General features: G+C 66.7%; 25 protein-coding genes. 18 read left to right on the top strand and 7 right to left on the bottom strand.

Features of this window, described 5'->3' with window-relative positions; all coding sequences use genetic code 11:
- Positions 1 to 96 precede the first annotated feature (96 nt).
- The 4 genes from AC13C7_RS18980 to AC13C7_RS18965 all read left to right on the top strand — a co-directional run bounded on the left by AC13C7_RS18980 (position 97) and on the right by AC13C7_RS18965 (position 4,717).
- Positions 97 to 897, top strand: coding sequence for an IclR family transcriptional regulator (locus AC13C7_RS18980; RefSeq protein WP_446117206.1), 801 nt, complete (start codon positions 97 to 99; stop codon positions 895 to 897).
- 3 nt (positions 898 to 900) lie between these two features.
- On the top strand, positions 901 to 2,256 hold the full coding sequence (locus tag AC13C7_RS18975) for an aminotransferase class III-fold pyridoxal phosphate-dependent enzyme (protein WP_482868387.1): 1,356 nt from the start codon (positions 901 to 903) through the stop codon (positions 2,254 to 2,256).
- Positions 2,257 to 2,275: 19 nt separating this feature from the next.
- Positions 2,276 to 3,499, top strand: a complete 1,224-nt coding sequence (locus tag AC13C7_RS18970) for a Tm-1-like ATP-binding domain-containing protein (RefSeq protein WP_482868386.1) — start codon at positions 2,276 to 2,278, stop codon at positions 3,497 to 3,499.
- An 87-nt stretch (positions 3,500 to 3,586) separates the two neighbouring features.
- Positions 3,587 to 4,717, top strand: a complete 1,131-nt coding sequence (locus AC13C7_RS18965; RefSeq protein ID WP_482868385.1) for an acyl-CoA dehydrogenase family protein — start codon at positions 3,587 to 3,589, stop codon at positions 4,715 to 4,717.
- Positions 4,718 to 4,788: 71 nt separating this feature from the next.
- Here the strand turns inward: AC13C7_RS18965 and AC13C7_RS18960 are convergent, their stop codons facing one another.
- Positions 4,789 to 5,682 (bottom strand): transglutaminase-like domain-containing protein, encoded by an 894-nt coding sequence (locus AC13C7_RS18960; protein ID WP_482868384.1) that lies wholly within the window; start codon positions 5,680 to 5,682, stop codon positions 4,789 to 4,791.
- 75 nt (positions 5,683 to 5,757) lie between these two features.
- Between AC13C7_RS18960 and AC13C7_RS18955 the strand changes: the two genes are divergently transcribed.
- The 3 genes from AC13C7_RS18955 (at position 5,758) to AC13C7_RS18945 (ending at position 8,023) form a co-directional block, all read left to right on the top strand.
- Positions 5,758 to 6,666 (top strand): transglutaminase-like domain-containing protein, encoded by a 909-nt coding sequence (locus AC13C7_RS18955; RefSeq protein WP_172319952.1) that lies wholly within the window; start codon positions 5,758 to 5,760, stop codon positions 6,664 to 6,666.
- A gap of 62 nt (positions 6,667 to 6,728) precedes the next feature.
- Positions 6,729 to 7,628, top strand: coding sequence for an MBL fold metallo-hydrolase (locus AC13C7_RS18950; RefSeq protein WP_482868383.1), 900 nt, complete (start codon positions 6,729 to 6,731; stop codon positions 7,626 to 7,628).
- A gap of 11 nt (positions 7,629 to 7,639) precedes the next feature.
- Positions 7,640 to 8,023, top strand: coding sequence for a rhodanese-like domain-containing protein (locus tag AC13C7_RS18945; RefSeq protein WP_482868382.1), 384 nt, complete (start codon positions 7,640 to 7,642; stop codon positions 8,021 to 8,023).
- Positions 8,024 to 8,138: 115 nt separating this feature from the next.
- Here AC13C7_RS18945 and AC13C7_RS18940 read toward each other — a convergent pair whose 3' ends face one another.
- The 3 genes from AC13C7_RS18940 to AC13C7_RS18930 all read right to left on the bottom strand — a co-directional run bounded on the left by AC13C7_RS18940 (position 8,139) and on the right by AC13C7_RS18930 (position 11,107).
- A complete protein-coding gene (locus AC13C7_RS18940; RefSeq protein ID WP_482868381.1) occupies positions 8,139 to 8,702 on the bottom strand; it encodes an amino acid synthesis family protein in 564 nt (187 codons plus the stop codon).
- Between the two features lie 72 nt (positions 8,703 to 8,774).
- Positions 8,775 to 9,932: an acetylornithine deacetylase gene (gene argE / locus AC13C7_RS18935; RefSeq protein WP_482868380.1), complete on the bottom strand. Its 1,158-nt coding sequence runs from the start codon at positions 9,930 to 9,932 to the stop codon at positions 8,775 to 8,777.
- Positions 9,929 to 11,107, bottom strand: coding sequence for a M24 family metallopeptidase (locus AC13C7_RS18930; protein ID WP_482868379.1), 1,179 nt, complete (start codon positions 11,105 to 11,107; stop codon positions 9,929 to 9,931). Before AC13C7_RS18930 ends, argE begins: the two co-directional genes overlap by 4 nt.
- Positions 11,108 to 11,244: 137 nt before the next feature.
- Between AC13C7_RS18930 and AC13C7_RS18925 the strand changes: the two genes are divergently transcribed.
- From AC13C7_RS18925 to AC13C7_RS18915, 3 genes are all read left to right on the top strand, one after another.
- The gene (locus AC13C7_RS18925; RefSeq protein WP_482868378.1) at positions 11,245 to 11,802 is read left to right on the top strand and encodes a pseudouridine synthase; all 558 of its coding nucleotides are present in this window, start codon (positions 11,245 to 11,247) and stop codon (positions 11,800 to 11,802) included.
- 35 nt (positions 11,803 to 11,837) lie between these two features.
- Complete coding sequence (locus AC13C7_RS18920; RefSeq protein ID WP_482868377.1) at positions 11,838 to 12,221, top strand: YbaN family protein; 384 nt, start codon at positions 11,838 to 11,840, stop codon at positions 12,219 to 12,221.
- Between the two features lie 75 nt (positions 12,222 to 12,296).
- Entirely contained in the window at positions 12,297 to 12,773 is a 477-nt protein-coding gene (locus tag AC13C7_RS18915; RefSeq protein WP_172319960.1) for a hypothetical protein, read from the top strand.
- A gap of 204 nt (positions 12,774 to 12,977) precedes the next feature.
- Here the strand turns inward: AC13C7_RS18915 and glpK are convergent, their stop codons facing one another.
- Together glpK and glpD are read right to left on the bottom strand one after the other, a co-directional pair.
- Positions 12,978 to 14,465, bottom strand: coding sequence for a glycerol kinase GlpK (gene glpK, locus AC13C7_RS18910; protein ID WP_482868376.1), 1,488 nt, complete (start codon positions 14,463 to 14,465; stop codon positions 12,978 to 12,980).
- Positions 14,466 to 14,491: 26 nt separating this feature from the next.
- Entirely contained in the window at positions 14,492 to 16,039 is a 1,548-nt protein-coding gene (gene glpD, locus AC13C7_RS18905; RefSeq protein WP_172319962.1) for a glycerol-3-phosphate dehydrogenase, read from the bottom strand.
- A 131-nt stretch (positions 16,040 to 16,170) separates the two neighbouring features.
- Between glpD and AC13C7_RS18900 the strand changes: the two genes are divergently transcribed.
- On the top strand, positions 16,171 to 16,941 hold the full coding sequence (locus AC13C7_RS18900) for a DeoR/GlpR family DNA-binding transcription regulator (RefSeq protein WP_172319963.1): 771 nt from the start codon (positions 16,171 to 16,173) through the stop codon (positions 16,939 to 16,941).
- Here the strand turns inward: AC13C7_RS18900 and AC13C7_RS18895 are convergent.
- Positions 16,916 to 17,608, bottom strand: coding sequence for an arylesterase (locus AC13C7_RS18895; protein WP_482868375.1), 693 nt, complete (start codon positions 17,606 to 17,608; stop codon positions 16,916 to 16,918). The two genes, AC13C7_RS18900 and AC13C7_RS18895, sit on opposite strands and share 26 nt — an antisense overlap.
- On the opposite strand from AC13C7_RS18895, the gene AC13C7_RS18890 reads away from it, so the two are divergent.
- The 7 genes from AC13C7_RS18890 to AC13C7_RS18860 all read left to right on the top strand — a co-directional run bounded on the left by AC13C7_RS18890 (position 17,607) and on the right by AC13C7_RS18860 (position 26,657).
- On the top strand, positions 17,607 to 18,278 hold the full coding sequence (locus AC13C7_RS18890) for an ABC transporter ATP-binding protein (RefSeq protein WP_482868374.1): 672 nt from the start codon (positions 17,607 to 17,609) through the stop codon (positions 18,276 to 18,278). The two genes, AC13C7_RS18895 and AC13C7_RS18890, sit on opposite strands and share 2 nt — an antisense overlap.
- Positions 18,275 to 20,797 (top strand): ABC transporter permease, encoded by a 2,523-nt coding sequence (locus tag AC13C7_RS18885; RefSeq protein WP_482868373.1) that lies wholly within the window; start codon positions 18,275 to 18,277, stop codon positions 20,795 to 20,797. The genes AC13C7_RS18890 and AC13C7_RS18885 overlap by 4 nt, the downstream gene beginning before the upstream one ends.
- A 69-nt stretch (positions 20,798 to 20,866) precedes the next feature.
- A complete protein-coding gene (locus AC13C7_RS18880; protein ID WP_482868372.1) occupies positions 20,867 to 21,664 on the top strand; it encodes a metallophosphoesterase in 798 nt (265 codons plus the stop codon).
- A gap of 57 nt (positions 21,665 to 21,721) precedes the next feature.
- Positions 21,722 to 22,519: an Ldh family oxidoreductase gene (locus AC13C7_RS18875; protein ID WP_482868371.1), complete on the top strand. Its 798-nt coding sequence runs from the start codon at positions 21,722 to 21,724 to the stop codon at positions 22,517 to 22,519.
- Positions 22,520 to 22,546: 27 nt separating this feature from the next.
- On the top strand, positions 22,547 to 23,515 hold the full coding sequence (locus tag AC13C7_RS18870) for a LysR family transcriptional regulator (RefSeq protein ID WP_482868370.1): 969 nt from the start codon (positions 22,547 to 22,549) through the stop codon (positions 23,513 to 23,515).
- 508 nt (positions 23,516 to 24,023) lie between these two features.
- Positions 24,024 to 25,967 carry an acetate--CoA ligase gene (gene acs / locus AC13C7_RS18865; protein WP_172319970.1) on the top strand — a complete coding sequence of 648 codons (1,944 nt, stop codon included), beginning with the start codon at positions 24,024 to 24,026 and terminating at the stop codon, positions 25,965 to 25,967.
- Positions 25,968 to 25,970: 3 nt separating this feature from the next.
- Positions 25,971 to 26,657, top strand: a complete 687-nt coding sequence (locus AC13C7_RS18860; RefSeq protein WP_474889530.1) for an adenylate kinase — start codon at positions 25,971 to 25,973, stop codon at positions 26,655 to 26,657.
- Positions 26,658 to 26,670: the final 13 nt, after the last annotated feature.

The raw sequence follows: 26,670 nt of genomic DNA, 5'->3' as shown, positions 1-26,670 counted from the left end.
CCGTTGGTGCGATAAGTGTTGCGTATCGGATGGCTTTCTGTCAACGATTATATGAACCGATGCCCTGCTTTGCGGCGTCATCCATTCGGGATCAGCATGGCCAACACCTCCTCTACCGTTGACAAGGCTTTGACGCTGCTTGGCTTTTTCACCGAGCGGCGCAGCGCGGCGGGGTTGAGCGAGCTGGCCCGGCTGAGCGGCTTCAACAAGGCCACCACGCTGCGATTCCTCAACTCGCTGGAAGCGAAGGGATTCGTCGAACAGGACGCGGCCACCCGCGCCTACCATCTGGGCCCCGCCTTCCTGCGTTTTGCCCAGGTCCGCGAATCGAGCTTCCCCTTTGCCCGCGCGGTGCGCGATATCCTGCACGGCCTGGTCGAGAAGACCGGCGAGACCGCGCATGTCTCGGCCCTGTCGGGCGGTGTGCTCGCCAATATCGACCGGGTGGAAAGCAAACGCTCCAACCGCGTCGTGCTGGACCCCGGCGAGGTGCTGCCGTTTCACGCCACCGCCTCGGGCATTGTCTACCTTGCCTTCGCCGATCCCGATGTCACCGATGCCGCGCTGAAGGCCCCGCTGACCGGCCACACCGCCAAGACCATCACCGATCCCGCCGCGATCCGCGCCCGCGTGGACCAGGCCCGCGCCAATGGATACGCGCGCGCCGGCGAAACCTACGAGGATCAGGTCGTCGGCCTCGCCCTGCCCTATTTCGGGCCATCCGGCGCTGTCTGCGGCGCGGTGGCCGTCGCCCTGCCCAAGGCGCGCGCCAGCGACGGCGCCGAGGCGCTGATCCTGCGCGAGTTGCGCACCGCCGCCCGGAAACTGTCCGGCGCCTGTGGCGGGGCGCTGCCCGATGATTTCCCCCAATTCCCCGCCGATGACGTGAAGGAGTGACCGATGCGTGACCACAATTTCCTGACCGAGAACAACACCAAGCATCTCTGGCAGCCAATGGCCAACCCCGCCGAGGTCAAGGACAACCCGCCCAGGATCATCACCGGGGCCGAGGGCGTGCGCATCACCGATATCGACGGCCATTCCATGATCGACGCCGTTGGGGGCCTCTGGAACGCCAATCTCGGCTATTCCTGCGAGCCGATCAAACAGGCCATCGCCGACCAGCTTCAGACCCTGCCCTATTATTCCAGCTTTCGGGGCACCATGCCCGGCCCCGCGATCGAACTGGCCTATGAGCTGCGCGAGTGGTTCGCCGAGGACGGGTTGACCCGCGCCTTCTTCACCTCCGGCGGCTCCGACAGCATCGACGTGTCCTTGCGGCTGGCCCGCCAATATCACAAGCTGCGCGGCGAGGGCGAACGGGTCAAGTTCATCTCCTTCAAGAAGGGCTATCACGGCACCCATTGGGGCGGCGCCTCGATCAACGGGAACGCCAATTTCCGGCGCAATTACGAGCCGCTCCTGCCCGGCTGCATCCACATCCCCGCGCCCTACCCCTACCGCAACCCGTTCGGCGAGACCGACCCCGCGAAGCTGGCGCAACTGATCGCCGCCACGCTGGAGGACGAGATCGCCTTTAACGGCGCCACCACCATCGCCGCCTTCATCATGGAGCCGATCCTCGGCGCGGGCGGCGTGATCCCGCCGCATGAAACCCTGATGCCAATGATCCGCGAGATCTGCGACCGCAACGGCATCCTGCTTATCGCGGATGAGGTCATCACCGCCTTCGGCCGCACCGGGGCCTGGACCGGCAGCCGCCTCTGGGGCGTGCAGCCCGACATGACCTGTTTCGCCAAGGCCATCACCAACGCCTATTTCCCGATGGGCGGCGTGATGATCTCGGAACGTCTGGTTGACGCCTTCGAGACCTCCACCGACGCCACCGGCTCCATCGGTTCGGGCTACACCTATTCCGGCCACCCGGTCGGGGCTGCGGCGGCGCTAGCCTGTCTGGAGGAAACCAAACGCCTGAACGTCATCGAAAATGCCGCCGCGCGCGGCACGCAGCTTTACGAGGGCTGCAAACGGCTGATGGAAAAGCACGAGCTCATCGGCGATGTACGCGGCGGGCACGGGATGATGACGGCACTGGAATGTGTTGCCGACCGAGACAGCAAGGCGCCTGCGCCGGGGCCGAGAATGGCGAAGGTTCAGGAAACCGCCTATGCCGAGGGTGTGATGATCCGCGTCTCCGGCCCCAACATCATCCTCTCGCCGCCGCTGATCCTTGATGAAGCCGATGCAAGCGCCATCATCGACGCGCTCGATGCCGGGTTCACGGCGGCGGGCTGAAGAAACAGGGGAGGATAAGATGAGCGACAAGACGATCCTGATCCTGGGAACCGGCGACACAAAATCGGACGAGATGCGCTATCTGTCGGACTGCATCACCGGCCAGGGCGCGCGCCCTCTGGTGATGGATGTCGGCGTGTTGGGCGAGCCCGAAGCCCATGTCGACATCACGCGGCACGAGGTGGCCGAGGCCGCGAACACCACCAACGCGGACATCATCGCGCTTGGTGACGAGAACCTCGCCATGGCCAAGACCTCCGAAGGGGCGGCGGCACTGGCGCAGCGCTTGCAGCAGGCGGGCAAGGTCCACGGCATCCTGATCCTTGGCGGCACCATGGGCACCGATCTGGCGCTTGACGTGTGCAACGCCCTGCCGATGGGCTTTCCCAAGGTGATCGTGACCACGGTGGCCTTCTCGCCGCTCCTGCCCGGCCCCCGCATCGCGCCCGACGTGATGATGATCCTCTGGGCGGGCGGGCTCTATGGCCTCAACGCGATCTGCAAATCCTCGCTCAGCCAGGCGGCCGGGGCCGTGGTAGGCGCGGCCCGCGCGGTCGAAGCCCCGGACGCGACACGCCCCGTCATCGGCATGACCTCGCTCGGCACCTCGTCGCTCAAATACATCAAGGCGCTGAAACCGGCGCTGGAGGCGCGCGGTTTCGAGGTCGCGATCTTCCACACCACCGGCATGGGCGGGCAGGCGTTCGAGGCGCTGGCCGCCAAGGGGGCCTTTGCCTGCGTGATGGATTTCTCGCTGGTCGAGGTGTCGAACCACCTGCACGGCTCGGTCGTCAGCGCCGGGGCCACCCGCCTCACCGCGGCAGGGCGCGCGGGGATTCCCCAGATCATCGCACCGGGCGGCGTCAGCCTCATTGACATGCAGGCCTGGGCCGACCCGGACCCGCGTTTCGCGGACCGCGAGATCCACGCCCATAACCGCCTGATCGCCTGCGCGCTCATGAGCCATGAGGAAAAGGCGCAAGCAGGCCGCGAAATCGCACGGAAGGCCGCCGCTGCGAAAGGCCCGGTGCGTGTTCTCATGCCCATTCAAGGCATCGACGAATGGGACCGCCCCGGCGGCCCGTTCCATGACCCCGACGGGCTGGCGCAACTGGCCGGGGCGCTGTCGGAGGCTCCGGGCTATGAGGCGCTGGACCTGCATATCAACGACACGGGCTTTGCCGAACGGGCGCTTGAGATCCTCGACGGCTGGATTGCGGAGGGCACCGTGCCCCGTCCCTGACGTTGCGCGAGGCTTGCCAGACCGCGCGCCCCGCGCCACCATTCCCTGACTCAAGAGGGGGATGAGAGCATGCCGACCCACGCCTGGATGACCGACGACCACCGCGCCTTTGCCGACACTGTCAAACGGTTCCTGAGCGAGGAGTTTCAGCCCAACCGCGACACCTGGAAAGAGGCGGGGATGATCCCCAAGGACTTCTGGCGCAAGGCGGGCGATCTCGGCATTCTCGGCGCGACCGTGCCCGAGGAACATGGCGGCCTCGGCCTGTCTTACGGGTTCGATGTCGTCACCTTCCTGGAACAGGGCCGCATCGGCGACAGCGGGTGGGGCTTCTCGGTCCACAACATCGCCACGCATTACATCGCCGCCTATGGCACCGAGCAGCAACGCGCCCGCTGGCTGCCGAAACTGGCAAGCGGAGAGATGGTCGCCGCCATCGCCATGACCGAACCCGGCACCGGGTCGGACCTGCAAGCGGTCAAGACCACCGCGATTGCCGATGGCAACGAATACTGCCTGAACGGCTCCAAGACCTTCATCACCAATGGGGCCAGCGCCGACCTCATTGTGACCGTCGCCAAGACCGACCCGAAATCGCGCTCAAAGGGTGTCTCGCTGATGGTGGTGGAAACCGGTGGGCTTGAGGGGTTCAGCGTCGGGCGCAAGCTGGACAAGATGGGGATGCGCAGGAATGACACGGCGGAGCTGAGCTTCGACAATGTCCGCATCCCGCGTACGCATCTGTTAGGCGACGAGGAGGGGCAGGGGTTCTATCAATTGATGAAGCAACTGCCCTGGGAACGGCTGATCCTGGGCTACGGCGCGCTCGGCGCCTCCGAATGCGCGCTGGCGGTGACGCTGGACTACGTGCGCGAACGCCGCGCCTTCGGGCAGCGCATCATGGATTTCCAGAACACCCGCTTCAGGCTGGCCGAATGTGCCACCAAGGTGGAGATCCTCGCCGCCTTCCTCGACGCCTGCCTTGCGGAACTGGAACGGGGGACGCTGACGGCCGAAAAGGCCGCGATGGCGAAATGGTGGGGCAGCCAGGCGCAATGCGAGATCGTCGATGAGTGCCTGCAACTGCATGGCGGCTATGGCTACATGAACGAATATCTTATAGCAGAACTTTACGCCGATGCGCGGGTGCAGAAGATCTATGGCGGCACCAACGAGATCATGAAGGAACTGATCGCGCGGGGGCTGGACAAAGACTGACTCCGGGGGGTGCGCAAAGGGCCTTCGAAGGCCCTCACGAGGCTTTTCGAAAAGCCTTGGCCCGCCAACGCTCAGGCCACGCGCGCGGAAGACGGGAAGACCAGCGCTTCGCCCTCGGGCCGCGTGCGTAACATGTCGAGGATCTCGCCATCCGCCAGCCCATCTTCGATCCGGTCGGTCCAGACCCGGAAATAGCTCAGCCGGTAATCCCCGAAAGACGTGATCATCGCCACATCCGCCGCGTCCGAGCCGCGCACCATGAGAATACGGCCGATCCGGGGTTCGTTGTAGCGCGCGTCGAACGTATGCCACGCGCCGCCCAGGAACACCTCGAACCAGGCGCAGAAATCGCCCGCCCCCGAATCCGGCACGCCGATATCGCCCAGGTAGCCGCTGGCGTATCGCGCCGGAATGTTCATGGCCCGGCACAGCGAGATCGCCAGATGGGCGAAATCGCGACACACGCCGGTCTTCTCGCGGAACACGTCCGACGCCGTCTTGTTGGCGCGACCGAATTGATAGCCGAAGGTGACGTGGCTATGGACAAATCCGGTGATGACCTGCACGCGCGGCCATCCCTCCACAGTATAGCCGAACAACGCCCAAGCCTGCTGGATCAGGTTGTCGCTGTCACAATACCGGCTGGCCAAGAGGTGGGCCAGAACGTCGTCGGGCAGATCCTCAATGGCGTGCTGGCGCGCGTCCGGCACCTGGCGATCGGGTTGCGCGTCAAACTCGATGACACAGTCCGACCACATCCGCGTCGGCCCCACTGGCGCAACAATACGGGTGATCCGGTTGCCAAACTGGTCGGAATACGCCCGCGTCGGACAGTTGGCCGGAACGCGGACGAAATCCTCGCCGATCAGCCGCCCGATCACGTCACGATGCGTCGAAAGCGCCAGCAGCATGGGGACAGGTGACGTGCATTCGACATCAATCTCGAATCCGAAACGGATCAGCATCACTTCATCCTTGTTTTCAGGGTCGCTGGCGGCCAGGGTCCGGTGTCTCGGGAAGGCCTCGTGCCATCGGGGAAAATGCCTCAAACCCGGAAAGGTTCCCGTGTGCCCCGTATCCTGCGCATCCTACATCGGACCGAGTACAATTACGACCGTCCTGTTTTTCTGCACCCGCATCACCTCATGTTGCGGCCCCGCGACGGACATGACCTGTGGGTCGATGACGCGTTCCTTACGATCAGACCCAAGGCGAGTTTGCGTTGGTATTTCGACACGTTCGGGAATTCCATCGCCGAAGCGACGTTCACCGAGCCCGCCAATCGCCTGGTGATCGAGAGCGAGTTGGTACTGCGCCGCTACGTCACCGAATTCATGTCGCGCCAGGACGGGCCGCATGTCTGTCCCTACCCGTTCACCTATTCCAAAGACGAAGCGCGCGACCTGTTTCCCTACATTGGCCTTGAGAATGAACACGATGCCGGGACGCTGGACGATTGGCTGAACGCGCATTTCACCGAACGACCGGATGGGGCCTTCCTGTTCCTGCGTCGCCTCAGCCACGCAATTCACCGCGAACTGGGCTATTCCAGCCGCGACGAGATGGGCACGCAGACAGCTGGCGAAACCATCGCCAGGGGGGAAGGCACCTGTCGGGATTTTGCATTTCTGTTCATGGAGGCCACGCGCCGTTTCGGGTTTGCCGCCCGTTTTGTCACCGGCTATCTGAACGATTCCGTAGGCGGGCCGGACGCGCCCGTCGGCGGCGGCGCGACCCATGCCTGGGCCGACGTCTTCGTTCCCGGTGAGGGCTGGGTCGAGTTCGACCCGACCAATCGAATCACGGCAGGCAGCGCCCTGATCCGGGTTGCGACCACCCGCACACCCGCACAGGCATCGCCGGTCTCGGGCAGTTACGACGGCACTGAAGCGAGCTTCCTCGGCCTCTCCGTGTCCGTCGATGTGCGCGAAGTGGACAGCCCGGACTGACCCGGAACGGATGGAACCCCGCCGCCTGCCCGCCTGTTGTCCCCCGAAAGGAGGTTCGACAAGTGACCTATTCCAGCACCAGCCCGTCCACCGGCCCCGGCTCGCCCGAGGTGTTCGGGTTCTATGACGACGACACCGGCAGCATCCAGTATCTGGTCGCCGACCCCGAAACGGCCAAAGCGGCCCTGGTCGATGTCGTCCTGGGCTTCGACCCCGAAAGTGCCGCGACCCATTCCGCCGGGGCCGATGCGATCCTGTCCTTCGCGTCTTCCGAGGGGTTCGAGATCGAATGGATCCTCGACACCCACCCCCATGCGGATCACCTGATGGCGTCTTCCGTCCTCAAGGACCGGATCGGCAAACCCAATGCCATCGGCGAGAAGGTGAAAGAGATCGCGGAGCTCTGGCGCGACTATTACAACATGCCCGACGCGTTCGATCCGGCCCGCGATTTCGACCGCCTCTTCGCGGATGGCGATGAGTTTCAGATCGGAAACCTGCCGGTCCGCGTCATGCTGACCCCCGGTCATACGCTCGGCTCGATCACCTATGTGGTCGGCGACGACGCGGCCTTCGTCCATGACACCTTCATGCAGCCCGATGTCGGCACCTCGCGCGCCGATTTCCCCGGCGGCTCGGCAGGGGAGCTTTACGACAGCCTTCAGGCGATCCTGTCCCTGCCGGACCGCACCCGCCTCTTCATCGGACACGATTACGGCAGCGATTTTCGCGAAACGCCTGACTGGGTTTCGACCGTGGCCGAACAGCGCCGCCACAACGCCCATATCGGCGGCGGCGTGGTGAAGGCGGAGTACGTCACGACCAGGGAAGAGCGGGACAAGACCCTGGCCCTGCCCGACCGGATGCTGCACGTTCTGCAGATGAACCTGCGCGCGGGCCGCCTGCCCGAGCCGGAAAGCGAGGACAACCGCTACCTGAAAATCCCGCTGAACCGCTTTTGAAGGAGACCGGAATGGACACCGAGAAGACCGAGAACGGCACATTGGAGACATGGACGCCCGAGGAGGTCTCCAGGGCCTTTGAAGACCGCAAGATCGTGGTCATCGACGTGCGCACCCCGCAGGAATTCAACGTCGAGCGGATCGAAGGCGCGCTTCTGGCCCCGATGCAGGCGTTTCACCCCGAACACATGCCCGCCCAGGACGGCAAGCGCATCGTGTTCCACTGCGGCTCGGGCGCAAGGTCGGAAAAGGTGGCGCGGCTCTGTCTCGACCATGGCTTCGGTCGCGTCGCCCATATGAAGGGCGGTTTCGGGGCGTGGAAGGCGGCTGGCCTGTCCTATACCGGCACCGACATGGCCACCGGCGCGCCCAAGACGATGCGCAAGGAGGGCTGAGGGGCAAGCCCGCATCGATGCGGGCTTGGGCAACGCGGGCGGCGAGGGCCTTCGAAGGCCCTCAGGAGGCTTTTCGAAAAGCCTCCCCTCGCCCAACCGGACACCATGACCTGCCTCAGACCCGCCCCGACCCCGCGCCACCCGGCCCCCGCCCACAGCGCGCAATCGGCCGCCCGCCATCGGCATAGGCCAGGAACATCACGATCTCGTCCAGCTTCGGCCCGTCGGGGATGCACAGCGTCATGGTGTCGAAATGATCGAAGGACCAGGGGTCGTCCTTGTGCCCCAGAGGCAGGTCGATCGACGCCCCCAGGGCGCCGAGCTTCACGTTGGACGGGATGACAGCTTCGCCGCCGCCCGCCGCCTTGCGCATCGGTGCGCCCAACCGGGGATGAATCACGGCCCCGCCATGCTCCATATCGCCCCCGACCCCGACAATCGCCGCTTTCCCGTAAGAGACCGGGGGATTTCCAAGCTGCGCGGCGGCTTGACCGGCCAACAATTCCCCCAGTTCCGCCCCGATTTCGAACAGCGGCGCCAGGTCGCTTTCAAACCGCCCCGCAAGCGGGTTCTGGAAGATCGCCCCGACCGCAACCCGCGTCACCGGCGGGCACGCCTCCCCATGCGCATCCGAGGTGATCACTTCGCGCAGAAACACGATCTTTCGCGCATGCCCCATATCCCGTCTCCCTATGTCCCGATTGCGGGATAGTGGCCGGGAACCGTGCCCTGTGTCGACTCAAACCTAAATCTACGTCAGCTTCCGGCTCAACCGCTCCAGCATGTCCAGGCAGGCCCCCAACTGGCTGACCTCCAGATATTCATCCGGCTTGTGGGCCTGATCAATCGACCCCGGCCCGCAGACGACAACGGACATGCCCAAGCCCTGGAACAGCCCGGCTTCCGTCCCGAAGGGCACCAGGCCCGCGCCATTGGCCCCGGTCAGTTCCATCGCCACGTCGCGCGCCTCGTTCTCGCTGGCGGGCTCCAGCCCGTCAACCTCGGCGATGGTCTCGGTCTCGATGCCCGCCTCGGGATGGACCGCCCGCATCGCGGGCAACAGCGTATGGGCGCAATACCCGGCCAGGTCCGCCTTGACGAACTCCGCATCCGATTTCTGCACCGGGCGCATCTCCCAATCCACCCGCGCGCGCCCCGGAATGACGTTATGCGCGACACCGCCCTGCAACGCGCCTGTGTTGATCGTGGTCCAGGCAGGTTCGAACCGGCTGCCCTCGGGCACCCGCGCGCGCAACCGGTCCTTGAGGTCCAAGAGGCGCCCGACATAGCGCGCCGCGTATTCCACCGCGTTCACACCCTGATCGGGGCCCGATCCATGCCCCTCCAACCCGGTGAAATGGGTCGAGTACTCGTAGCAGCCCTTGTGCCCCTCGATCACCCGCATCCGCGTGGGCTCCCCCACGATGGCCATGCTCGGCATCACCGCGCGCCCGCGCAACTGGTCGGCCAGCGCCTGCGCGCCGAGGCAGCCGGTCTCCTCGTCATAGCTGAAGCAGAAATGCACCGGCCGGGTCAGCGCGCGTTCGGCGAAGAGGGGTGCCATGGCGACGGCGGCGGCGATGAACCCCTTCATGTCGCAGGTGCCGCGCCCGTAGAGCCGACCCTCCTCCTCCAGCATGTCGAACGGATCGCTGGACCAGGCCTGATCGGTCACCGGCACCACGTCGGAATGACCCGAAAGCAGCACGCCGCCGGCCACATCCGGCCCGATCCGGGCCCAGAGATTGGCTTTGGCCCCGGTCGCGTCATGAAAGATCTCGACCCGCGCGCCCGCCTGTTCCAGCCGCGCCGCAAGGTGGTTGATCAACGCGACATTGCTGTCGGTCGAGACCGTCGGGAACCCGATCAGTTCCGCCAGCAGCGCGGTGGTGGTGGGCAGATCGGTCATGGCTTGACGAAGATCTTGCGCTCGACATCGGACAGAACCTCGGGCGGGCCGTTCTCGGTGATGATGATGGTCTCGGTCGTCTCGAGGCCCCAATCGTCCATCCACAGCGCGGGCATGAAGTGGAACACCATGCCGGGTTCCAGCACGGTCGTGTCCTCGGACCGGATCGAGGCCGTGCGCTCGCCCCAGTCGGGCGGGTAGCTGAGGCCGATGGGGTATCCCGCCCGCCCCTCGCGCTGGATGCCATGGCGCGCCAGCACACCGATCAGCGCATTGGCGATGTCGCAGGTCCGGTTGCCCGCCCGCGCCGCGTCCAGCCCCGCTTCGATGCCTTCAAGCTGCGCGGCCTCCGCGTCCAGCACCTCCTGCCCCGGTTGCCCCAGGAACACCGTCCGGCAGAGCGGCGCATGATAGCGGCGATAGACGCCGGAAAGCTCGAAGAACGTCGCCTCGCCCGCCCGCATCCGGTCGCCGTTCCAGGTCAGATGCGCGGCGGTCGCGTCCTTGCCCGACGGCGTCAGCGGCACGATGGCGGGATAATCGCCCCAGATATCGTCCACGCCCGCGATCGCGGCATGGGTGATCGCGGCCACCAGGTCATTCTTGCGCAACCCCGGCTCGGCCTTCTCCAACGCCACGCGCGTGATATGCGAGGAAATCCGCCCCGCCTTGCGGACAAATTCCAGCTCGACCTCGGATTTTACCAGCCGCTCCCAATTGACCAGCGCGGTGGCATCGGTGATCCGCGCATTGGGCAGTTCTGATACAAGAACCTGGTGCGCCTTGGCGGAGTAATAGTAATTCTCCATCTCGACGCCGATCCGCGCCCGCCCCATGATCCGCAAATGCCCGGCCAGGTCCTGCATCGGGTGCCGCTCGGTCGATTGCACGTAATGGTCGGCGTAGCCCAGGATGGCGTCGGTCTCCATCCAGCAGGTCCGCCCGGCGCCCACGCTGTCCATGTAGCGCCCCCACCAGACCGGCGGGCCGTCATGGGTCAGGATCACGCCCTGGTGGACATAGAAGGACCAGCCATCATAGCCGGTCAACCAGGCCTGGTTCGACGGGTCGGTGACAAAGATCGCGTCCAGCCCGGCGCGCGCCATCGCGGCGCGGGTGCGGGCGATGCGGCGGTCATACTCGGCTTGCGCGAACGGGGCGGCACCGGCGGGCATGGCGGGGTCCTTCCTGATTGTCTGTATCCGGCCACGCTCAATCATTAGGGGCTTTCGGACAAGACCATTTCCGGCACCCCCCTTGCCTGATTGCGACCAATCGGCCAGTGATTGCGGCATCGGCAAAGGTGCGCGGCATGACGACAGTGATCCTCTTCAACAAACCCCATGATGTGCTGTCGCAATTCACCGACAAGGGCAGCGCCGGCAGCCCGCGCAAGACGCTCTCCGACTATATCGAGTTTCCCGGCGTCTATCCCGCAGGCCGACTGGACCGCGACAGCGAGGGGCTGATGGTGCTGACCGATGACGGCCGCTTGCAGGCAAGGATCACGCAGCCGCGCGCCAAGATGGCCAAGACCTACCTGGCCCAGGTCGAGGGCGCACCATCGCCCGGGCAGATCGCGGCGCTCCGCTCCGGTGTGACCCTCAAGGATGGTCCCACCCGCCCCGCCGGGGCCCGCCTCATCGACCCGCCCGAGATCTGGCCGCGCGTGCCGCCGGTCCGGTTCCGCAAATCGGTGCCCGATGCCTGGATCGAGCTGACCCTGACCGAGGGGCGCAACCGCCAGGTCCGGCGCATGACCGCCGCGGTGGGTCTGCCGACCCTGCGCCTGATCCGCTGGCGCATCGGGGGTTGGAGCCTTGACGGCATCGCGCCGGGCACATGGATCCACGCCCCGCCCCGGACCTGATTTACAAAGCCGCAAACCCGGCCTATGCCCGCGCCATGCAAGAGCCTTCCCCGACCCGCCTCGGCCGCCTGCCCTGGATCATCCTGGGCTGGCTCTGCGTCGTGCTCGGCTTCATCGGGGTGGCGCTGCCGATCCTGCCGACGACGCCGTTCCTGATCCTCGCCGCCATCGCCTTCGGCAAAAGCTCACCGCGGCTGCGCGCCTGGCTACTGGCGCACCCGGTTTTCGGCGGCCCGATCCGCGATTGGGAAGGCAGCGGCGCGATCCGCCCACGCCACAAGATCCTCGCCTGCACCTCGATGGCCCTGATCCTGATGGTGAGCCTTCTGGCCGGACTGAGCGCGACGATCCTGATCATCCAGGGCCTCGCCATCGCAGGGGCCGCCAGCTTCATCCTCAGCCGTCCCAATGGCGACTAGGTCGGCCACTTTCCTTGAAACTCAACGGGAATCACGGAATCCTGCGGCAACATCCCCAGTCGTGAAAGGTATCAGATGACCCGGCTTCTTTTCGTCCTCACTCTGTGCTGCACGCCGCTCGGCGCAGCCGCCCAGACCCTCACGCTCGCCTCGCTCTTCGAGGACGCCTGCCTGGCCCCGTTCGATCTCTTCTTCGGGCAAACCGAGGACGTGCTGCGCGGTCACGGGTTCGAGGTCCAGGCGAGTGGAATGACGACCGAGTTCACTCATGAAGACACCGGAATGACAGGGTCCTACTCCGCCAATCCCGAAAACCCGTTCTGCACGATCCACGACCCCCGCGCCACGCCCGAGGAAGCATCGCGGACGGCGCAGACCCTGCTGGCCGCGTCTTACGATGAAACACCGCAGCCGGTTCCCGCGAATGACGGGCAGACGGCCTGGGGCATTTCCCGTGGCGGCTGCTGCTACCTGACGGTGCAGATCGACGACCGCAACCCGATGGATGTCCGCGAGGGGGCCACGATGCGCCTGCTGGTGCAGGACCGCTGAGTCCTTACCGCCTGCACAAAGAAAGAGATTCAATGCCTCCGGCGGGGATATTTTCGGAACAAAGAAGGAGCGGTTAACCTTAACCGCGCGGGCAATTGAGGGTCTGACTCAAGCTTCTTTGTTCTGGAAATATCCCGGGGAGCGCGAGGGGCTGGCCCCTCGCACCGGTCGGATTGCCGATAGGCAATTCGAAGCCACAGAATGCTACCGGCTGAGGGTCCGCGCCACCGCGTCCTTCCACCCGGCATAGCGCGCCTCGCGGGTCTCCTCTGCCATCACCGGCTCGAACTCCCGCTCCAGCGCCCAGGTCTCGGCGAAGCCGTCGCGATCCGGGTAGAGCCCCGCCTGCATCCCCGCCAGCCAGGCCGCGCCAAGCGCCGTCGTCTCCAGCACCTGCGGTCGATGCACTTTCGCGCCGAGGATGTCGGCCAGGAACTGCATGGTCCAGTCCGAGGCACTCATGCCGCCATCGACGCGCAGGATGCTCTCGCCGCCCGCATCGCCCCAATCGTCATGCATCGCCTCGTAGAGGTCGCGGGTCTGAAAGCCGACGCTTTCCAGCGCCGCCCGGGCGAATTCCTCGGGCCCCGATCCGCGCGTCAGGCCAAAGACCGCGCCGCGGCATTCCGCATCCCAATAGGGTGCGCCAAGACCGGTGAAGGCGGGCACGAGGTAGAGCTCCTGCTCCGCATCCGCCGCCTCGGCCAGCGCTTGCGTGTCGGCGGCGCTCTCGATGATCTTCAGCCCGTCGCGCAGCCATTGCACCACCGCGCCCGCAATGAAAATCGAGCCTTCCAGCGCATAGGTCGGTGTGCCGTCGAACTGGTAGGCAATCGTCCCGAGCATTCGGTTGCGGCTTTCCACAAGCGTGTCGCCGGTATTGAGCAGCGCGAAACAGCCCGTCCCGTAGGTCGATTTCATCATGCCGGGCTGGAAACAGGCTTGCCCGATCGTGGCTGCCTGCTGGTCGCCCGCGACGCCCAGGATCGGCACCTCGGCGCCCAGGTGATCCGCGATCGCATCGCCGAATTGCGCCGCGCAATCCTTGACCTCGGGCAGCAGGCCCAGGGGGATGTTCAGCAGCCCGCAGATCTCCGCGTCCCACTGCCCCTCGCGGATATTATAGAGAAGCGTCCGCGCCGCGTTGGTGGCATCCGTCACATGGGAAGCGCCCCCGGTCAGCCGCCAGATCAGGTAACAATCGACGGTCCCGAACATGAGCTTGCCCGCCTCGGCCTTCTCGCGCGCGCCGTCCACGTTCTCCAGCATCCAGGCCAGCTTGGTGCCCGAGAAATAGGGGTCCAGCAGCAGCCCGGTCTTTTCCTGCACCATCGCCTCGTGCCCCGCCTCGCGCAGCGCCGCGCAGAGGCCCGAGGTCCGACGGTCCTGCCAGACAATCGCGCGATGCACGGGGTCGCCGGTCTCCCGATCCCACAACAGCGTCGTCTCGCGCTGGTTGGTGATGCCGATCCCCGTCAGGTCTGCCGCCGCAACGCCCGCCTTCTCCAGCGCCGCGCGGGCCGTCGAGATCACGGTGCCCCAGATATCCTCGGCCTCATGCTCGACCCACCCCGAGGCCGGGAAATGCTGCGTGAACTCCTCCTGCACCGAGGCGACCGGCTGCATCTGCGCGTCAAAAACAATCGCCCGGCTCGACGTGGTTCCCTGATCAATCGCAAGAATATGGGTCATGGCGGCCCCCTCCCTTTTGCCCCAGATCACGCGCTGCGCATGAAACTGTCAATCTCCGCGATCTGGCCCTCGCTCAAGCGCAGCCCCAGTTTCGACCGACGCCAGACCACATCCTCCGCCGTCACCGCGTATTCGCGCGCCATCAGCCAGCGCAACTCGGCCTCGCTCAGGCTCGCGCCAAAATCGCGGCCCAGGTCATCCGCGCTCTCTGCATCGCCCAGGATCTCGCGCGCCTCGGTGCCATAGGCGCGGATCAGCCGCTTCGCCCATCGCGCGTCGAGGAACGGGAAATCCGCGCGCAAGCCGTCGATCAGGTCTTCGACGCCATCCACCGGGAAATCGCCCCCCGGCATCGCAACGCCCGCCGTCCAGTCGCCCCCCATCTCGGGAAACGCCCCGCGCAGCTTCGCCAAGGCCGCCTCGGCCAGCTTGCGGTAGGTGGTGATCTTGCCGCCGAACACGTTCAGCACCGGGGCCCCGGTCGCGTCCAGCGACAGCACGTAATCGCGCGTCGCCGCCGTCGCCGATTTCGCGCCGTCATCATAGAGCGGACGCACGCCGGAATAGGTCCAGACCACATCTTCGGGCCGCAAGGGGTTCGCGAAATATTCCGAGGCGAAGCGGCACAGGTAATCGCGTTCGGCATCGGTGCAGACCGGGTTGCCGGGGTCGCCCTCGTGATCCAGGTCGGTGGTGCCGATCAGGGTGAAATCCGTCTCATACGGAATGGCGAAGATGATCCGGCCATCCTCGCCCTGAAAGAAATAGGCCTTGTCGTGGTCATGCAGCTTCGGCACCACGATATGGCTGCCGCGCACCAGCCGCACATCCTCATTGGATTGCAGATGCGCCACCTCGTGGATGATCCGCCCCACCCAGGGGCCACCCGCATTGACCAGCGCGCGCGCCCGGTAGGTCTCGACCGCCCCGCCGCGCTCCACCGTAACCTGCCAGACGTCCTCCACCCGCTCGGCCTGGATCACCCTGGCCCGCGTCATGATCTGCGCGCCACGCGCCTCGGCATCGCGGGCGTTCAGGACGACCAGCCGCGCATCCTCGACCCAACAATCCGAATATTCATAGGCGCGCTGGAATTTCGGATCCAGCGGCGCGCCCTCGGGGCTGCCTTGCAGGCGCAGCGTTTCGGTTCCGGGCAGGATCTTGCGCCCGCCGAGGTTGTCGTAGAGGAACAGCCCCAACCGGATCAGCCAGGCCGGGCGGCGGCCCTTCATCCACGGCATCACGAAGGACAAGACGCGCGAGGTCGGCGTCTCGGATTCGAACCGCATATCCGGGTGATAGGGCAGCACGAAGCGCATCGGCCAGCTGATATGCGGCATCGCGCGCAGCAGGGTTTCGCGCTCGACCAGCGCCTTCTTCACCAGCCCGAACTCGAAGAACTCCAAATACCGCAACCCGCCATGGAAAAGCTTGGTGGAGGCCGACGAGGTCGCCCCGCCAAGATCGCCCATTTCCGCCAGCGCCACCGACAGGCCCCGGCCCGCCGCATCGCGGGCAATGCCGCAGCCGTTGATACCGCCGCCGATGATGAAGAGATCGTAGATGCGACTCACGGGGGGTCATCCTTCTGAAACTCGCTTCTCCCTTGCCATTCAGTGTTCGTTTTGTCAATTTTCATGTTCGCTTTTATTCCCTTCCCCGCAAGGTTGCATCGGCTATAAAATGATCGACAAGGAGAGAGCCCATGCCCATGACCCCGCGCCAATCCGACATCCTGACCCGTGCCCGCAACGATGGCCGTGTTATGGTCGAGGATCTGGCGCGCGATTTCGGCGTCACCGTCCAGACCATCCGCCGCGACCTGACCGAGATGTGCGACGCCCGCCTCCTGGAGCGGATCCACGGCGGCGCGGTCCTGCCCTCGGGGATCACCAATATCGGCTATGAAGACCGCCGCCGCCTCAATGCCGAGGCGAAGGAGGCCATTGCGCGCACCTGCGCAGACCTGATCCCGCATGGCGCCTCGCTGCTGCTCAATATCGGCACCACGACCGAGGCGGTGGCCCGCGCGCTTTCCGCCCATTCCGGCCTGATGGTGGTGACCAACAACATGAACGCGGCACAGATCCTTGCGGGCAATCCGTCCTGCGAAGTTGTGCTGACGGGCGGTGCGCTGCGCCGCTCGGATGGCGGGCTGGTCGGCGACCTGGCGGTGCAGACCATCCGCCAGTTCAAGGTCGACATCGCCGTCATAGGCGCCTCGTCGCTGGACGCGCAGGGCGACCTGCTGGATTTCGACATTCAGGAGGTGCGGGTGGCCCGCGCCATCCTGGAACAGGCCCGCACCAGCATCCTCGTCGCCGATCAGGGCAAGCTGAAACGCGCCGCACCCGTGCGCATCGCCTCGCTCGGCGCGCTGGATATCTGGGTGACCGACAGCGATCCGCCGCCCGCCCTGCGCACCCGCTGCGAGGTGACGGCGACCGAGATCAGGGTTGCCCCGCCCGCTGAATGAGCGCCTCGACCGCCGGGCCGATATCCTCGACGATCCGCGCCACGCCCGCCGCATTGGGGTGCAGCCCGTCAGCCTGGATATAGCGCGGCAGGAATCCCTCCTGGCCTGCTGTATTCATCCCCGAGATCGCGCCGAGAAAATCCTCGTGAAAGAGGTCGCCATGCGCCTCGGCCAGTTCGGGATACATCGCGTCATAGGCGGTCTGATACTCTTCCCCGAAATTGTTGAAGGCGCGCAGCCCGATCACCAGAACCTCGACCCCCGCCGCATCCGCCGCGTCGAGGATCCCATCGAGGTTCGCCCGGCTCGCGCCCGGATCGATCCCGCGCAACAGGTCATTGCCGCCAAGCGCCACGATCATGCCATCGACATCGTCGCCAAGCGTCCAGTCGACCCGTGCCAGCCCGCCCGCCGTGGTATCGCCCGACACGCCCGCGTTGATCAGCCGCACGTCATGGCCGCGCGCATCCAGCCAGCCCTGCAATTGCGGCACCAGCCCCTGACCGCGCGCCAACCCGTAGCCCGCCGTCAGGCTGTCGCCGAGGGCGGCAATCACCACCTCCTCGGCCTGAACGGGGGCCGCCAGCGCCAGCGAGACCGCAATCGCCTTGCCGATCCTCCCCATCGCCCCATATCGAGGGGACACCTTGCGCCGGAGCCACGCCATGACCGCCCCCATCCTCGACCTCACCGACGTGTCGCTGCGGCTGGAGGGCAATGCGGGGCCGGTCGATATCCTGCACGCCATCACGCTGCAGGTGGCGGAGGGTGAAACGCTCGGGCTGGTGGGGCCATCGGGGTCGGGCAAATCGTCTCTCCTCATGCTCATGGGCGGGCTGGAACGTGCCAGCACCGGCACCATCCGCGCCATGGGCCATGACCTCACCCGTTTGAACGAAGATCGGCTGGCCCGGTTCAGAAGGGACAATATGGGGGTGGTTTTCCAATCCTTCCACCTCATCCCGACAATGACCGCGCTGGAGAACGTCGCAACGCCGCTGGAACTGGCCGGCCACCGCGACGCTTTCGCCCGCGCTGAGGCGGAGCTTGAGGCCGTGGGGCTTGCCCATCGCACCGGCCATTATCCCGGCGAACTTTCGGGCGGCGAACAGCAGCGCGTGGCATTGGCCCGCGCCGCAGCACCCCGGCCCGCGATCTTGCTGGCGGATGAGCCCACAGGCAATCTGGATGCCGCCAACGGGGCCGCGATCATGGACCTCCTGTTTGGCCTGCGTGACCGGCATGGGGCGACGCTGATCCTCGTCACCCACGCGCCGGAACTGACCAAGGCTTGCGACCGGGTGATCCACCTCGCCGACGGGCGCATCGCCGCATGACCCCTGCGCTCAGCATCGCAAGACGGGAATTGCGCGGCGGCCTCAGAGGCTTCCGCATCTTCCTCGCCTGCCTCACCCTCGGCGTCGCGGCCATCGCGGCGGTCGGCTCGGTCCGCGTCTCGATCGACCAGGGCTTGACCCGCGAGGGCGCGGTGATCCTGGGCGGGGATGCGCAGATCAGCTTGCCCCTGCGCCGCGCCAGCACGGAGGAACGCGCCTGGATGGAGGCGCGGGCAGAGACCGTCTCCGAGACCCTCGATTTCCGCGCCATGGCGGTGGTTGAGCGGGACGGCGAAACCCAACGCGCGCTCACCCAGATCCGCGCGGTGGACGGGGCCTATCCGCTTTATGGCGCGGTCGGCCTCGCCCCGGCGATGACGATGCAGGAGGCGCTTGAGGCGCGCACCCTGCCCGGCGTGGTCATGCACCCCGCCCTGATCGCGCAACTTGATCTGGCAATCGGCGACACCGTCACATTCGGCACCGGCGATTTCGAGCTGCGCGCCGCGCTGGAGAACGAACCGGATATGCCCGGCGGCAATTTCGGCCCCGGCCCGCGCAGCATCGTCGCGCTCTCGGCGCTCGCGGGCACCGGCCTCGCCACGCAGGGCACGCTTTACGACAGCCAATACCGCCTCGGGCTGGCCCAAGGCACCGATATCGAAGCGCTGAAGGGCGCCGCCCGCCGCCAGTTCGCGGAAACCGGGTTCGGCTGGCGCGATGCCCGCAACGCCGCGCCTGCGCTGCGCCGTTTCACCGACCGGATCGGCGCGTTCCTCGTCCTCGTGGGGCTCGCCGGTCTGGCCGTCGGCGGTATCGGCATATCCGCCGCGATCCGCAGCTACCTTGAGGGCAAGACAGCCACCATCGCCACGCTGAAAACCCTCGGCGCGACCAGGGCCACCATCTTCGCCGCCTACCTCGCGCAGATCGCCGCGCTGACCCTTCTGGGCCTCGCCCTCGGCCTGATCCTCGGCGCGCTCCTCCCCTTGGTCCTCGCCCCGATCATCGAGACGCAACTGCCCGTCACCGCCGCCATCGGCCTGCATCCCCGCCCGCTGGCCGAGGCCGCGCTCTACGGCACGCTCACCGCGCTCATCTTCACGCTCTGGCCGCTGGCGCGCAGCGCCGATATCCGCCCCGCCGCCCTCTACCGGCAGGCGCTGACCGGCAATCGCGGCTGGCCCCGCTGGCCCATCCTCGCCCTCACCGCCCTGCTTGCCGTGACGCTCGCCGGGTCCGCCGCGCTCCTCTCGGGCCTGCCCCGCATGACCCTCTGGGCCGCTGCCGGCATCCTCGCCGCGCTCATGATCCTTAGCCTCACCGCCTGGCTCATCCGCCGCCTCGCCCGCGCGCTGGCCCGCTCCCGCCTGGCACGGGGGCGCAGCACGATCCGCCTCGCCCTCGGCGCGGTCGGCGGGCCCGGCTCGGACACCACCAGCACGATCCTGTCGCTCGGCCTCGGCCTTTCGGTGCTGGCCGGCGTGGGCCAGATCGACACCAACCTGCGCGCTGCAATCCAGACCGAGCTGCCCGACCGCGCACCCTCCTATTTCTTCATCGACATCCAGACCGACCAGCTGGCCGATTTCCTCGCCCGTACCGAAACCGATCCCGGCGTCACCCGGGTCGAGACCGCACCCATCCTGCGCGGCTTCGTGACCCGCATCGACGGCCAACCGGCGGAAGAGGTCGCGGGCGAACACTGGATCCTGCACGGCGACCGGGGCGTGACCTATCGCGCCACCCCGCCGCCCGAGGAGCAGATCGTCGCGGGCAGCTGGTGGGCGCAGGACTACACCGGCCCGCCCCTGATGGGTTTCGCGGCGGAAGAAGCGCGCGAGATCGGCATCGGCATCGGCTCCGAGATCACCGTCAACCTCCTGGGCCGCGACATCACCGCGACCGTGGCGGCCCTGATCGAGGTCGATTTCTCCGACGCAGGCATCGGCTTCGTCATGACGCTGAACCCCTCGGCGCTCGCAGGGGCTCCGCACACCTATATCGCCACCGTCTACGCGGAAGAACCCGCCGAGGCCCCCCTCCTGCGCGACATCGCCGGGGCCGCGCCCAACATCACCGCGATCCGGGTGCGCGACGCGATCGACCAGGTCGCGCAGGCCCTGCAAGGCATCGCGGCGGCCACCTCCTGGGGCGCGGCGGCGACGCTACTGACCGGGCTTCTGGTCCTCATCGGCGCGGCGGCGGCGGGCGAACGCGCGCGCATCCAGGAAGCCGCGATCCTCAAGACCCTCGGGGCCAGCCGTGCCCGCATCCTCGCCAGCTTCGCCCTGCGCGCCGCGATCCAGGGCGCGGCGGCGGGCGTCATCGCGGTTGGCGCGGGCACCTTGGCGGGATGGGCGGTGATGCGCTTCGTGATGGAGGGCAGCTATACCTTTCACGCCGCCTCCGCCGTCGCCATCATCCTGGGCGGCGCAACCCTCAGCCTGCTGGCGGGGCTGGTCTTTGCCTGGCGACCGCTGGCCGCCCGCCCTGCCCGTATCCTGCGCACCCAATAGGCACCGATTATAGACCGCAACCGCGCCCTGCCCCTTGTTTTTCGCAAGCGGCCAGCGCAAGTGACACCCATGATCCGAAATCTGCGCTCCATCCTGGCCCGGCCCCGCACCGTGACGCCAAGTCCCGAGGCGCAGGTGAACCTGCCGCGGCCGCTGGACCCGGTCTATGCCGTGGGTGACATCCATGGCCGCGCCGACCTGCTGGAACGCGCGCTTGACCTCATCGACGCCCATGTCGGCCGGGTCGGCGCGCGCAACCCGCAGGTGGTCTTTGTCGGCGATTACGTCGACCACGGCCCCGACAGCGCCGCCGTTCTGGCCCGCGTGCGCGAACTGGCCGAAGAACTGCCCGACAACGTGACCGGGCTGATGGGCAACCACGAACGGATGCTGCTGGATTTCCTCGCCGATCCCGTCACGCGCGGGCCGCGCTGGCTGCGCACCGGCGCGCATGACACGCTGGACAGCTACGGGTTGCACAGCAGCCAGCTCTTGCCCGGTGCCGCCCCCGACGCGCTGCGCGCCACCGCCGAAGGGCTGCGCGCCAAGATGGGGGCCGGGATGCTGGACTGGCTGGCGAACCTGCCGCTCTCGTGGTCCTCGGGCAACCTCTGGGCGGTCCATGCCGCCGCCGATCCGCAACACCCGATGGACCACCAATCGCCACGCGTCCTGCTCTGGGGGCACCCCGAATTCGAGACCCGGCCCCGCGCCGACGGGCTTTGGGTCGTGCATGGCCACACGCCGATGGACGCGCCCGTGACCGAGGATGGCCGCATCGGCATCGACACCGGCGCCTGGGAGACGGGGACGCTGACCACGGTTGCGATCCTGCCCGACGGCCATGTCGAATTTCTCTATACCTGAGCACCCGCGCCCCCTTTTGATTGACAGCGCGGAAGCTGCGGTGACACATATTCGCCCATGAATGAGTTGCTCAGCCTAGACGATGTCGAAACCCTCGCCCGCGACATCCTGATCCGCGCGGGCACGTCCCGCCCCAATGCCGCCATCGCCGCCCGGAGCCTGCGTCAGGCCGAACGCGACGGGCAGCACGCGGCGGGGTTGGGCGCGCTTCCCGATATTGTCGAACATCTGCGCTGTGGCCGCCTCAATGGCCAGGCGGTCCCGGCCTTGACTCAGGTGACGCCAAGCTGCCTTCAGGTCGACGCGGGTGACGGGTTTGCCTGCCCCGCGATCGAGGCGGGGTGGCTACCCTTCCTCGCCGCCGCGCGCCGCCACGGCATCGCGATCCTCACGATCCGCAACGCCTATCCGATGACCCTGCCCGCGCTGGTCGCCGAGAACATCGCCGGGGCCGGTCTGATCGGGCTGTGCATGGCGACGACGCGGGTTTCGCTGGCGGATGGGGCCGACACCGCCCTGCCGCGTCACATGGCACTGGCCCTGCCGGGGGCGGGCAACCCGGCGACGATCCTGCAAGACAGTGCCGCAGATGGCAGCGTCCTGGCCGCCCTCATCCAGACCCTCGCTACCGGCGCGCTGGACGAGGCCGCGCGCGGCGATTTCACCGGCCCGCTCGGCGGTCCGTTGCGCGCCGGTCACGCCCTGATCGCCATCGCGCCCGAGGTTCTGAACACCGATCTTGCCGTGCCCCGCGCTTGCGCCCATGCGGCGCGCCGGCAGGAAACCCGCAGCCGGTCCGAGGCCACCGGCATCGCCATTCCGGCCCGCCTTCTGGAAACCATCATCAACGCCTGATCCCGCGCCCAAGGACGCCACACCGCCATGCCGGGAATACTCAAAGGCGTCTCGATCCGCGGGCTGGAGGTGTTCGAGGCCATGGCCGAAACCGGCTCGGTCGGCGAGGTCGCAAAGCGCCTGGGGATGAGCGCGCCCGCCGTCTCGCAACAGCTCAAGAACCTTACCGCCGCCGTGGGTGCGCCGCTGATCGACCAGGGCCGCCGCCCGATGGTGCTGACGCCCGCCGGTCGCCAGTTCCTGCATCATGTCGAGGTCGCGCTCGGGGCGCTGCGCCACGGCCAGCGCGACCTGGTCGCCCCCGATCTCAGCCAGGTCTCCTCGCTGCGCATGGGCGTCATCGAGGATTTCGAGAACGAGGTCACGCCGCTTCTGGCCACGCGGCTGGCCGAGACCATGCAGCATTGCGAGTTCCGCCTGCATACCGGGGCCAGCCACGTTCTGCTGAACCAGGTCGCGGGCGGTGAGCTGGACATCGCGATCTGCGCCGCCGGGCGCAGCACGCCTGCGGGCGCCGTCGCGCATCCGCTGCTGGAGGATCCTTACATCCTTGCCGTGCCGCATGGCACCGATATGGGCGGCGGGATCAAGGCGCTTGATCATCTGCGCCTCCTGCGCCGCGACCAGGCCCAGGTGATGGGCCAGCAGATCGAGGAGGTGCTGACCCGCCAGGGCCTGACCCCGCCGAACTGGTTCGAGCTGGACTCGAACCAGTCGATCAGCGCGCTGGTCGCGGGCGGCACCGGCTGGACCATCACCACCCCGCTCAGCCTGTTGCGCGCGGGCCGGTTCCGCGACGCCATCGACGCGCATCCCCTGCCCTTCCAGGGCTTCTCCCGCCGCATCGTGCTTTACTCCGGGCCGGATTGGGCGGGCGAGGTTCCGGGCCAGATCGCGGGCCTCGCGCGCGACCTGATCGAAACCCATTTCACCCGCCCCGGCCTTGCCCAGATGCCCTGGCTGGAGGGCAGTTTCCGCAGCCTCGACCCGGCCTGACCCCCGCAAAACCGTCGATCTGAAAAGAAAACGACGCAGCTTTTCTCAATCCGCCCCGAAACGACCCTGCGCAATATCCAGATAAACAACGCTTTTGCAGATACAGTTGTAAATTTATTGACCACATTCGCCTTCCGCGCGAAACTCCGTGACAGGATCGTGACGCTGCGTAACGCCCCCCATTCCCCAATGCCCCACTCTCTGCAAATTTGACAGCAGGGAGTCGGGCCCATCGCGGCCCTCATGTCATCGACCACCGGAACGCACGGGGGCGGCCTCGATCCGCCGCAAGCCACCGGGCAGGCGATGAAACGGTTGGGGAGGCCAGCCAGGAATATCCGCCCGCTTGGGCGAGACGGAAAAGCGCGGAGGCGGCAGACCTGCCGCGCCGTTTGAACTGTGCAAGGCGCGGGACGCGTGACCGGCGAAGGGCTCTTCGCGGATCAGCACCCGGTTCGACGCGCCGATTGCCTGGGATGAGGAACCGGACTGAACGAGGGGGACTACCTTGCCCGACACGACCAAAAAGACGCCCGCCCTGCTGACAGGCGCCCATATCGACTCCGCCAAATACGACGAGATGTATGCCGCCTCGATCAACGACCCCGAAGGCTTCTGGCGCGAGCATGGCCAGCGCATCGACTGGATCAAGCCCTACACGAAGGTCAAGGACACCTCCTTCGCGCATGACGACGTGCATGTGAAATGGTACGAGGACGGCACGCTGAACGTCGCCGCCAACTGCATCGACCGCCACCTTGCCACGCGCGGCGACCAGACCGCGATCATCTGGGAACCGGATGAGCCCGGCGATGACGCGCTGCACATCACCTATAACGAGCTGGCCGAAAAGGTCGGCACCTTCGCCAATGTCCTCAAGGATCTGGGCGTCGAGAAAGGCGACCGCGTCGTCCTCTACCTGCCGATGATCCCCGAGGCCGCCTATGCCATGCTGGCCTGCGCCCGGATCGGGGCGGTCCATTCCATCGTCTTCGCGGGCTTCTCGCCCGACGCGCTGGCCGCGCGCATCAACGGCTCGGGCGCCAAGCTGGTGATCACCTCGGACGGCGCGCCGCGCGGGGGCCGGGTGACGGAACTCAAGGACAACGTCAACAAGGCGCTCCTGCACAACGTGATCGACACCAAATGCCTGGTGGTCAAGCGCACCGGCGGCCAGGTCGCCTGGGTCGGCGGGCGCGATGTCTGGTATGACGATGTCGCCGAACGTGTCGGCGCCGATTGCCCGCCCGAGGAAATGAACGCCGAAGATCCGCTTTTCATCCTCTACACCTCCGGCTCCACCGGCCAGCCCAAGGGCGTGGTGCATTCCACCGGCGGCTACCTCGTCTATGCCTCGATGACGCATGAATATGTCTTCGACTACCACGAGGGCGATGTGTTCTGGTGCACGGCGGATGTCGGCTGGGTCACCGGCCACAGCTATATCGTCTACGGGCCGCTGGCCAATGGCGCGACCACGCTGATGTTCGAGGGCGTGCCGACCTACCCCGATGCGGGCCGGTTCTGGGCCGTCTGCGAAAAGCACAAGGTGAACCAGTTCTACACCGCGCCGACCGCCATTCGCGCGCTGATGGGCAAGGGCCCGGAGCCGGTCGAGAAGCACGACCTGTCCAGCCTCAAGCTGCTCGGCACCGTGGGCGAGCCGATCAACCCCGAGGCCTGGAACTGGTACAACACCCATGTCGGCAAGGGCAGATGCCCCATCGTCGACACCTGGTGGCAGACCGAGACCGGCGGCCACATGATGACGGCACTGCCCGGCGCGCATGAGCTGAAACCGGGGGCGGCGCAAAAGCCGTTCTTCGGGGTCAAGCCGCTGGTGCTGGAACCGACGACGGGCGAGGTGATCGAGGGCAACGATGTCGAGGGCGTACTGGTGCTGGCCGATAGCTGGCCGGGTCAGATGCGCACCGTCTATGGCGACCATGACCGGTTCGTGAAAACCTATTTCTCGGACTACAAGGGCTATTACTTCTCCGGCGACGGCTGCAAGCGCGACGCCGATGGCGACTACTGGATCACAGGCCGCGTCGATGACGTGATCAACGTCTCCGGCCACCGCATGGGCACGGCCGAGGTGGAATCCGCCCTGGTCGCGCATGAAACCGTCTCAGAGGCCGCCGTGGTCGGCTACCCGCACCCGATCAAGGGCCAGGGCATCTATTGCTACGTCACGCTGATGAATGACGAGACGCCTTCGGACGACCTCAAGAAAACCCTCTCCGACTGGGTCCGCAACGAGATCGGCCCGATCGCCAAGCCCGACGTGATCCAATGGGCCCCCGGCCTGCCCAAGACCCGCTCGGGCAAGATCATGCGCCGCATCCTGCGCAAGATCGCGGAGAACGACACCGGCTCGCTCGGCGATACCTCGACGCTGGCCGATCCGTCCGTGGTCGATGACCTGATCGCCAACCGCGCGGAAGGATAGGACATGGACGCCGAGACCCAGACACATCCCGTCAACCTGATCCTGCTCGGGCCTCCGGGCGCGGGCAAGGGCACCCAGGCGCGGATGCTTACCGAGGCGTTTGGCCTGGTCCAGCTTTCGACCGGCGACCTGCTGCGCGAGGCGGTGGCCCAGGGCACGCCCGCGGGCAAGGTCGCCAAGCAGGTGATGGCGGAAGGGCAGCTTGTCTCGGACGAGATCGTGCTGGCCATCCTCAAGGACCGCCTTGATCAGCCCGACACCGGCAAGGGCATCATCCTCGACGGCTTTCCCCGCACCGAGGCCCAGGCCGAGGCGCTGGACGCGCTGATGCTGGACCGCGGCGCGCCGATCAGCGCCGTGATCAGCCTTGAGGTCGATGACGAGGCCATGGTCGGCCGCATCGCGGGCCGCTACACCTGCGCCGAATGCGGCGAGGGCTATCACGACGACAACAAGCCCCCCGCCAGCGAGGGCGTCTGCGACAAATGCGGATCGACCCAGTTCACCCGCCGCCCCGACGACAACGCCGAGACCGTGCGCACGCGGCTCGGTGCCTATCACATGCAGACCGCGCCGCTGATCGACTATTACGCGCTGCGCGGAAACCTCAAGCCCGTCCCGGCCATGGCGCCGATCGACGATGTTGCGGAGAAGCTGACCCAGATCGTCAAGGAGGTCTCGGACGGCTGACCCGCTTTCAAGA

The sequence above is a fragment of the Alterinioella sp. B-7 genome (assembly GCF_056857775.1).
The sequence above is the reverse complement of the archived record's forward strand: the minus strand, read 5'-3'. Positions and strand labels throughout refer to the sequence as shown.

Coding starts and splice junctions, on each gene's coding strand:
- glpK (WP_482868376.1), bottom strand. CDS start 14,465: ATGACCCATATTCTTGCGATTGATCAGGGAACCACGTCGAGCCGGGCG.
- AC13C7_RS18895 (WP_482868375.1), bottom strand. CDS start 17,608: ATGGCGTGGCTCCGGCGCAAGGTGTCCCCTCGATATGGGGCGATGGGG.
- AC13C7_RS18885 (WP_482868373.1), top strand. CDS start 18,275: ATGACCCCTGCGCTCAGCATCGCAAGACGGGAATTGCGCGGCGGCCTC.
- AC13C7_RS18945 (WP_482868382.1), top strand. CDS start 7,640: ATGGACACCGAGAAGACCGAGAACGGCACATTGGAGACATGGACGCCC.
- AC13C7_RS18870 (WP_482868370.1), top strand. CDS start 22,547: ATGCCGGGAATACTCAAAGGCGTCTCGATCCGCGGGCTGGAGGTGTTC.
- AC13C7_RS18975 (WP_482868387.1), top strand. CDS start 901: ATGCGTGACCACAATTTCCTGACCGAGAACAACACCAAGCATCTCTGG.
- AC13C7_RS18875 (WP_482868371.1), top strand. CDS start 21,722: ATGAATGAGTTGCTCAGCCTAGACGATGTCGAAACCCTCGCCCGCGAC.
- AC13C7_RS18960 (WP_482868384.1), bottom strand. CDS start 5,682: ATGCTGATCCGTTTCGGATTCGAGATTGATGTCGAATGCACGTCACCT.
- AC13C7_RS18890 (WP_482868374.1), top strand. CDS start 17,607: ATGACCGCCCCCATCCTCGACCTCACCGACGTGTCGCTGCGGCTGGAG.
- AC13C7_RS18965 (WP_482868385.1), top strand. CDS start 3,587: ATGACCGACGACCACCGCGCCTTTGCCGACACTGTCAAACGGTTCCTG.
- argE (WP_482868380.1), bottom strand. CDS start 9,932: ATGACCGATCTGCCCACCACCACCGCGCTGCTGGCGGAACTGATCGGG.
- AC13C7_RS18930 (WP_482868379.1), bottom strand. CDS start 11,107: ATGCCCGCCGGTGCCGCCCCGTTCGCGCAAGCCGAGTATGACCGCCGC.
- AC13C7_RS18860 (WP_474889530.1), top strand. CDS start 25,971: ATGGACGCCGAGACCCAGACACATCCCGTCAACCTGATCCTGCTCGGG.
- AC13C7_RS18970 (WP_482868386.1), top strand. CDS start 2,276: ATGAGCGACAAGACGATCCTGATCCTGGGAACCGGCGACACAAAATCG.
- AC13C7_RS18940 (WP_482868381.1), bottom strand. CDS start 8,702: ATGGGGCATGCGCGAAAGATCGTGTTTCTGCGCGAAGTGATCACCTCG.
- AC13C7_RS18920 (WP_482868377.1), top strand. CDS start 11,838: ATGCAAGAGCCTTCCCCGACCCGCCTCGGCCGCCTGCCCTGGATCATC.
- AC13C7_RS18925 (WP_482868378.1), top strand. CDS start 11,245: ATGACGACAGTGATCCTCTTCAACAAACCCCATGATGTGCTGTCGCAA.
- AC13C7_RS18915 (WP_172319960.1), top strand. CDS start 12,297: ATGACCCGGCTTCTTTTCGTCCTCACTCTGTGCTGCACGCCGCTCGGC.
- AC13C7_RS18900 (WP_172319963.1), top strand. CDS start 16,171: ATGCCCATGACCCCGCGCCAATCCGACATCCTGACCCGTGCCCGCAAC.
- AC13C7_RS18880 (WP_482868372.1), top strand. CDS start 20,867: ATGATCCGAAATCTGCGCTCCATCCTGGCCCGGCCCCGCACCGTGACG.
- AC13C7_RS18980 (WP_446117206.1), top strand. CDS start 97: ATGGCCAACACCTCCTCTACCGTTGACAAGGCTTTGACGCTGCTTGGC.
- AC13C7_RS18955 (WP_172319952.1), top strand. CDS start 5,758: ATGCCTCAAACCCGGAAAGGTTCCCGTGTGCCCCGTATCCTGCGCATC.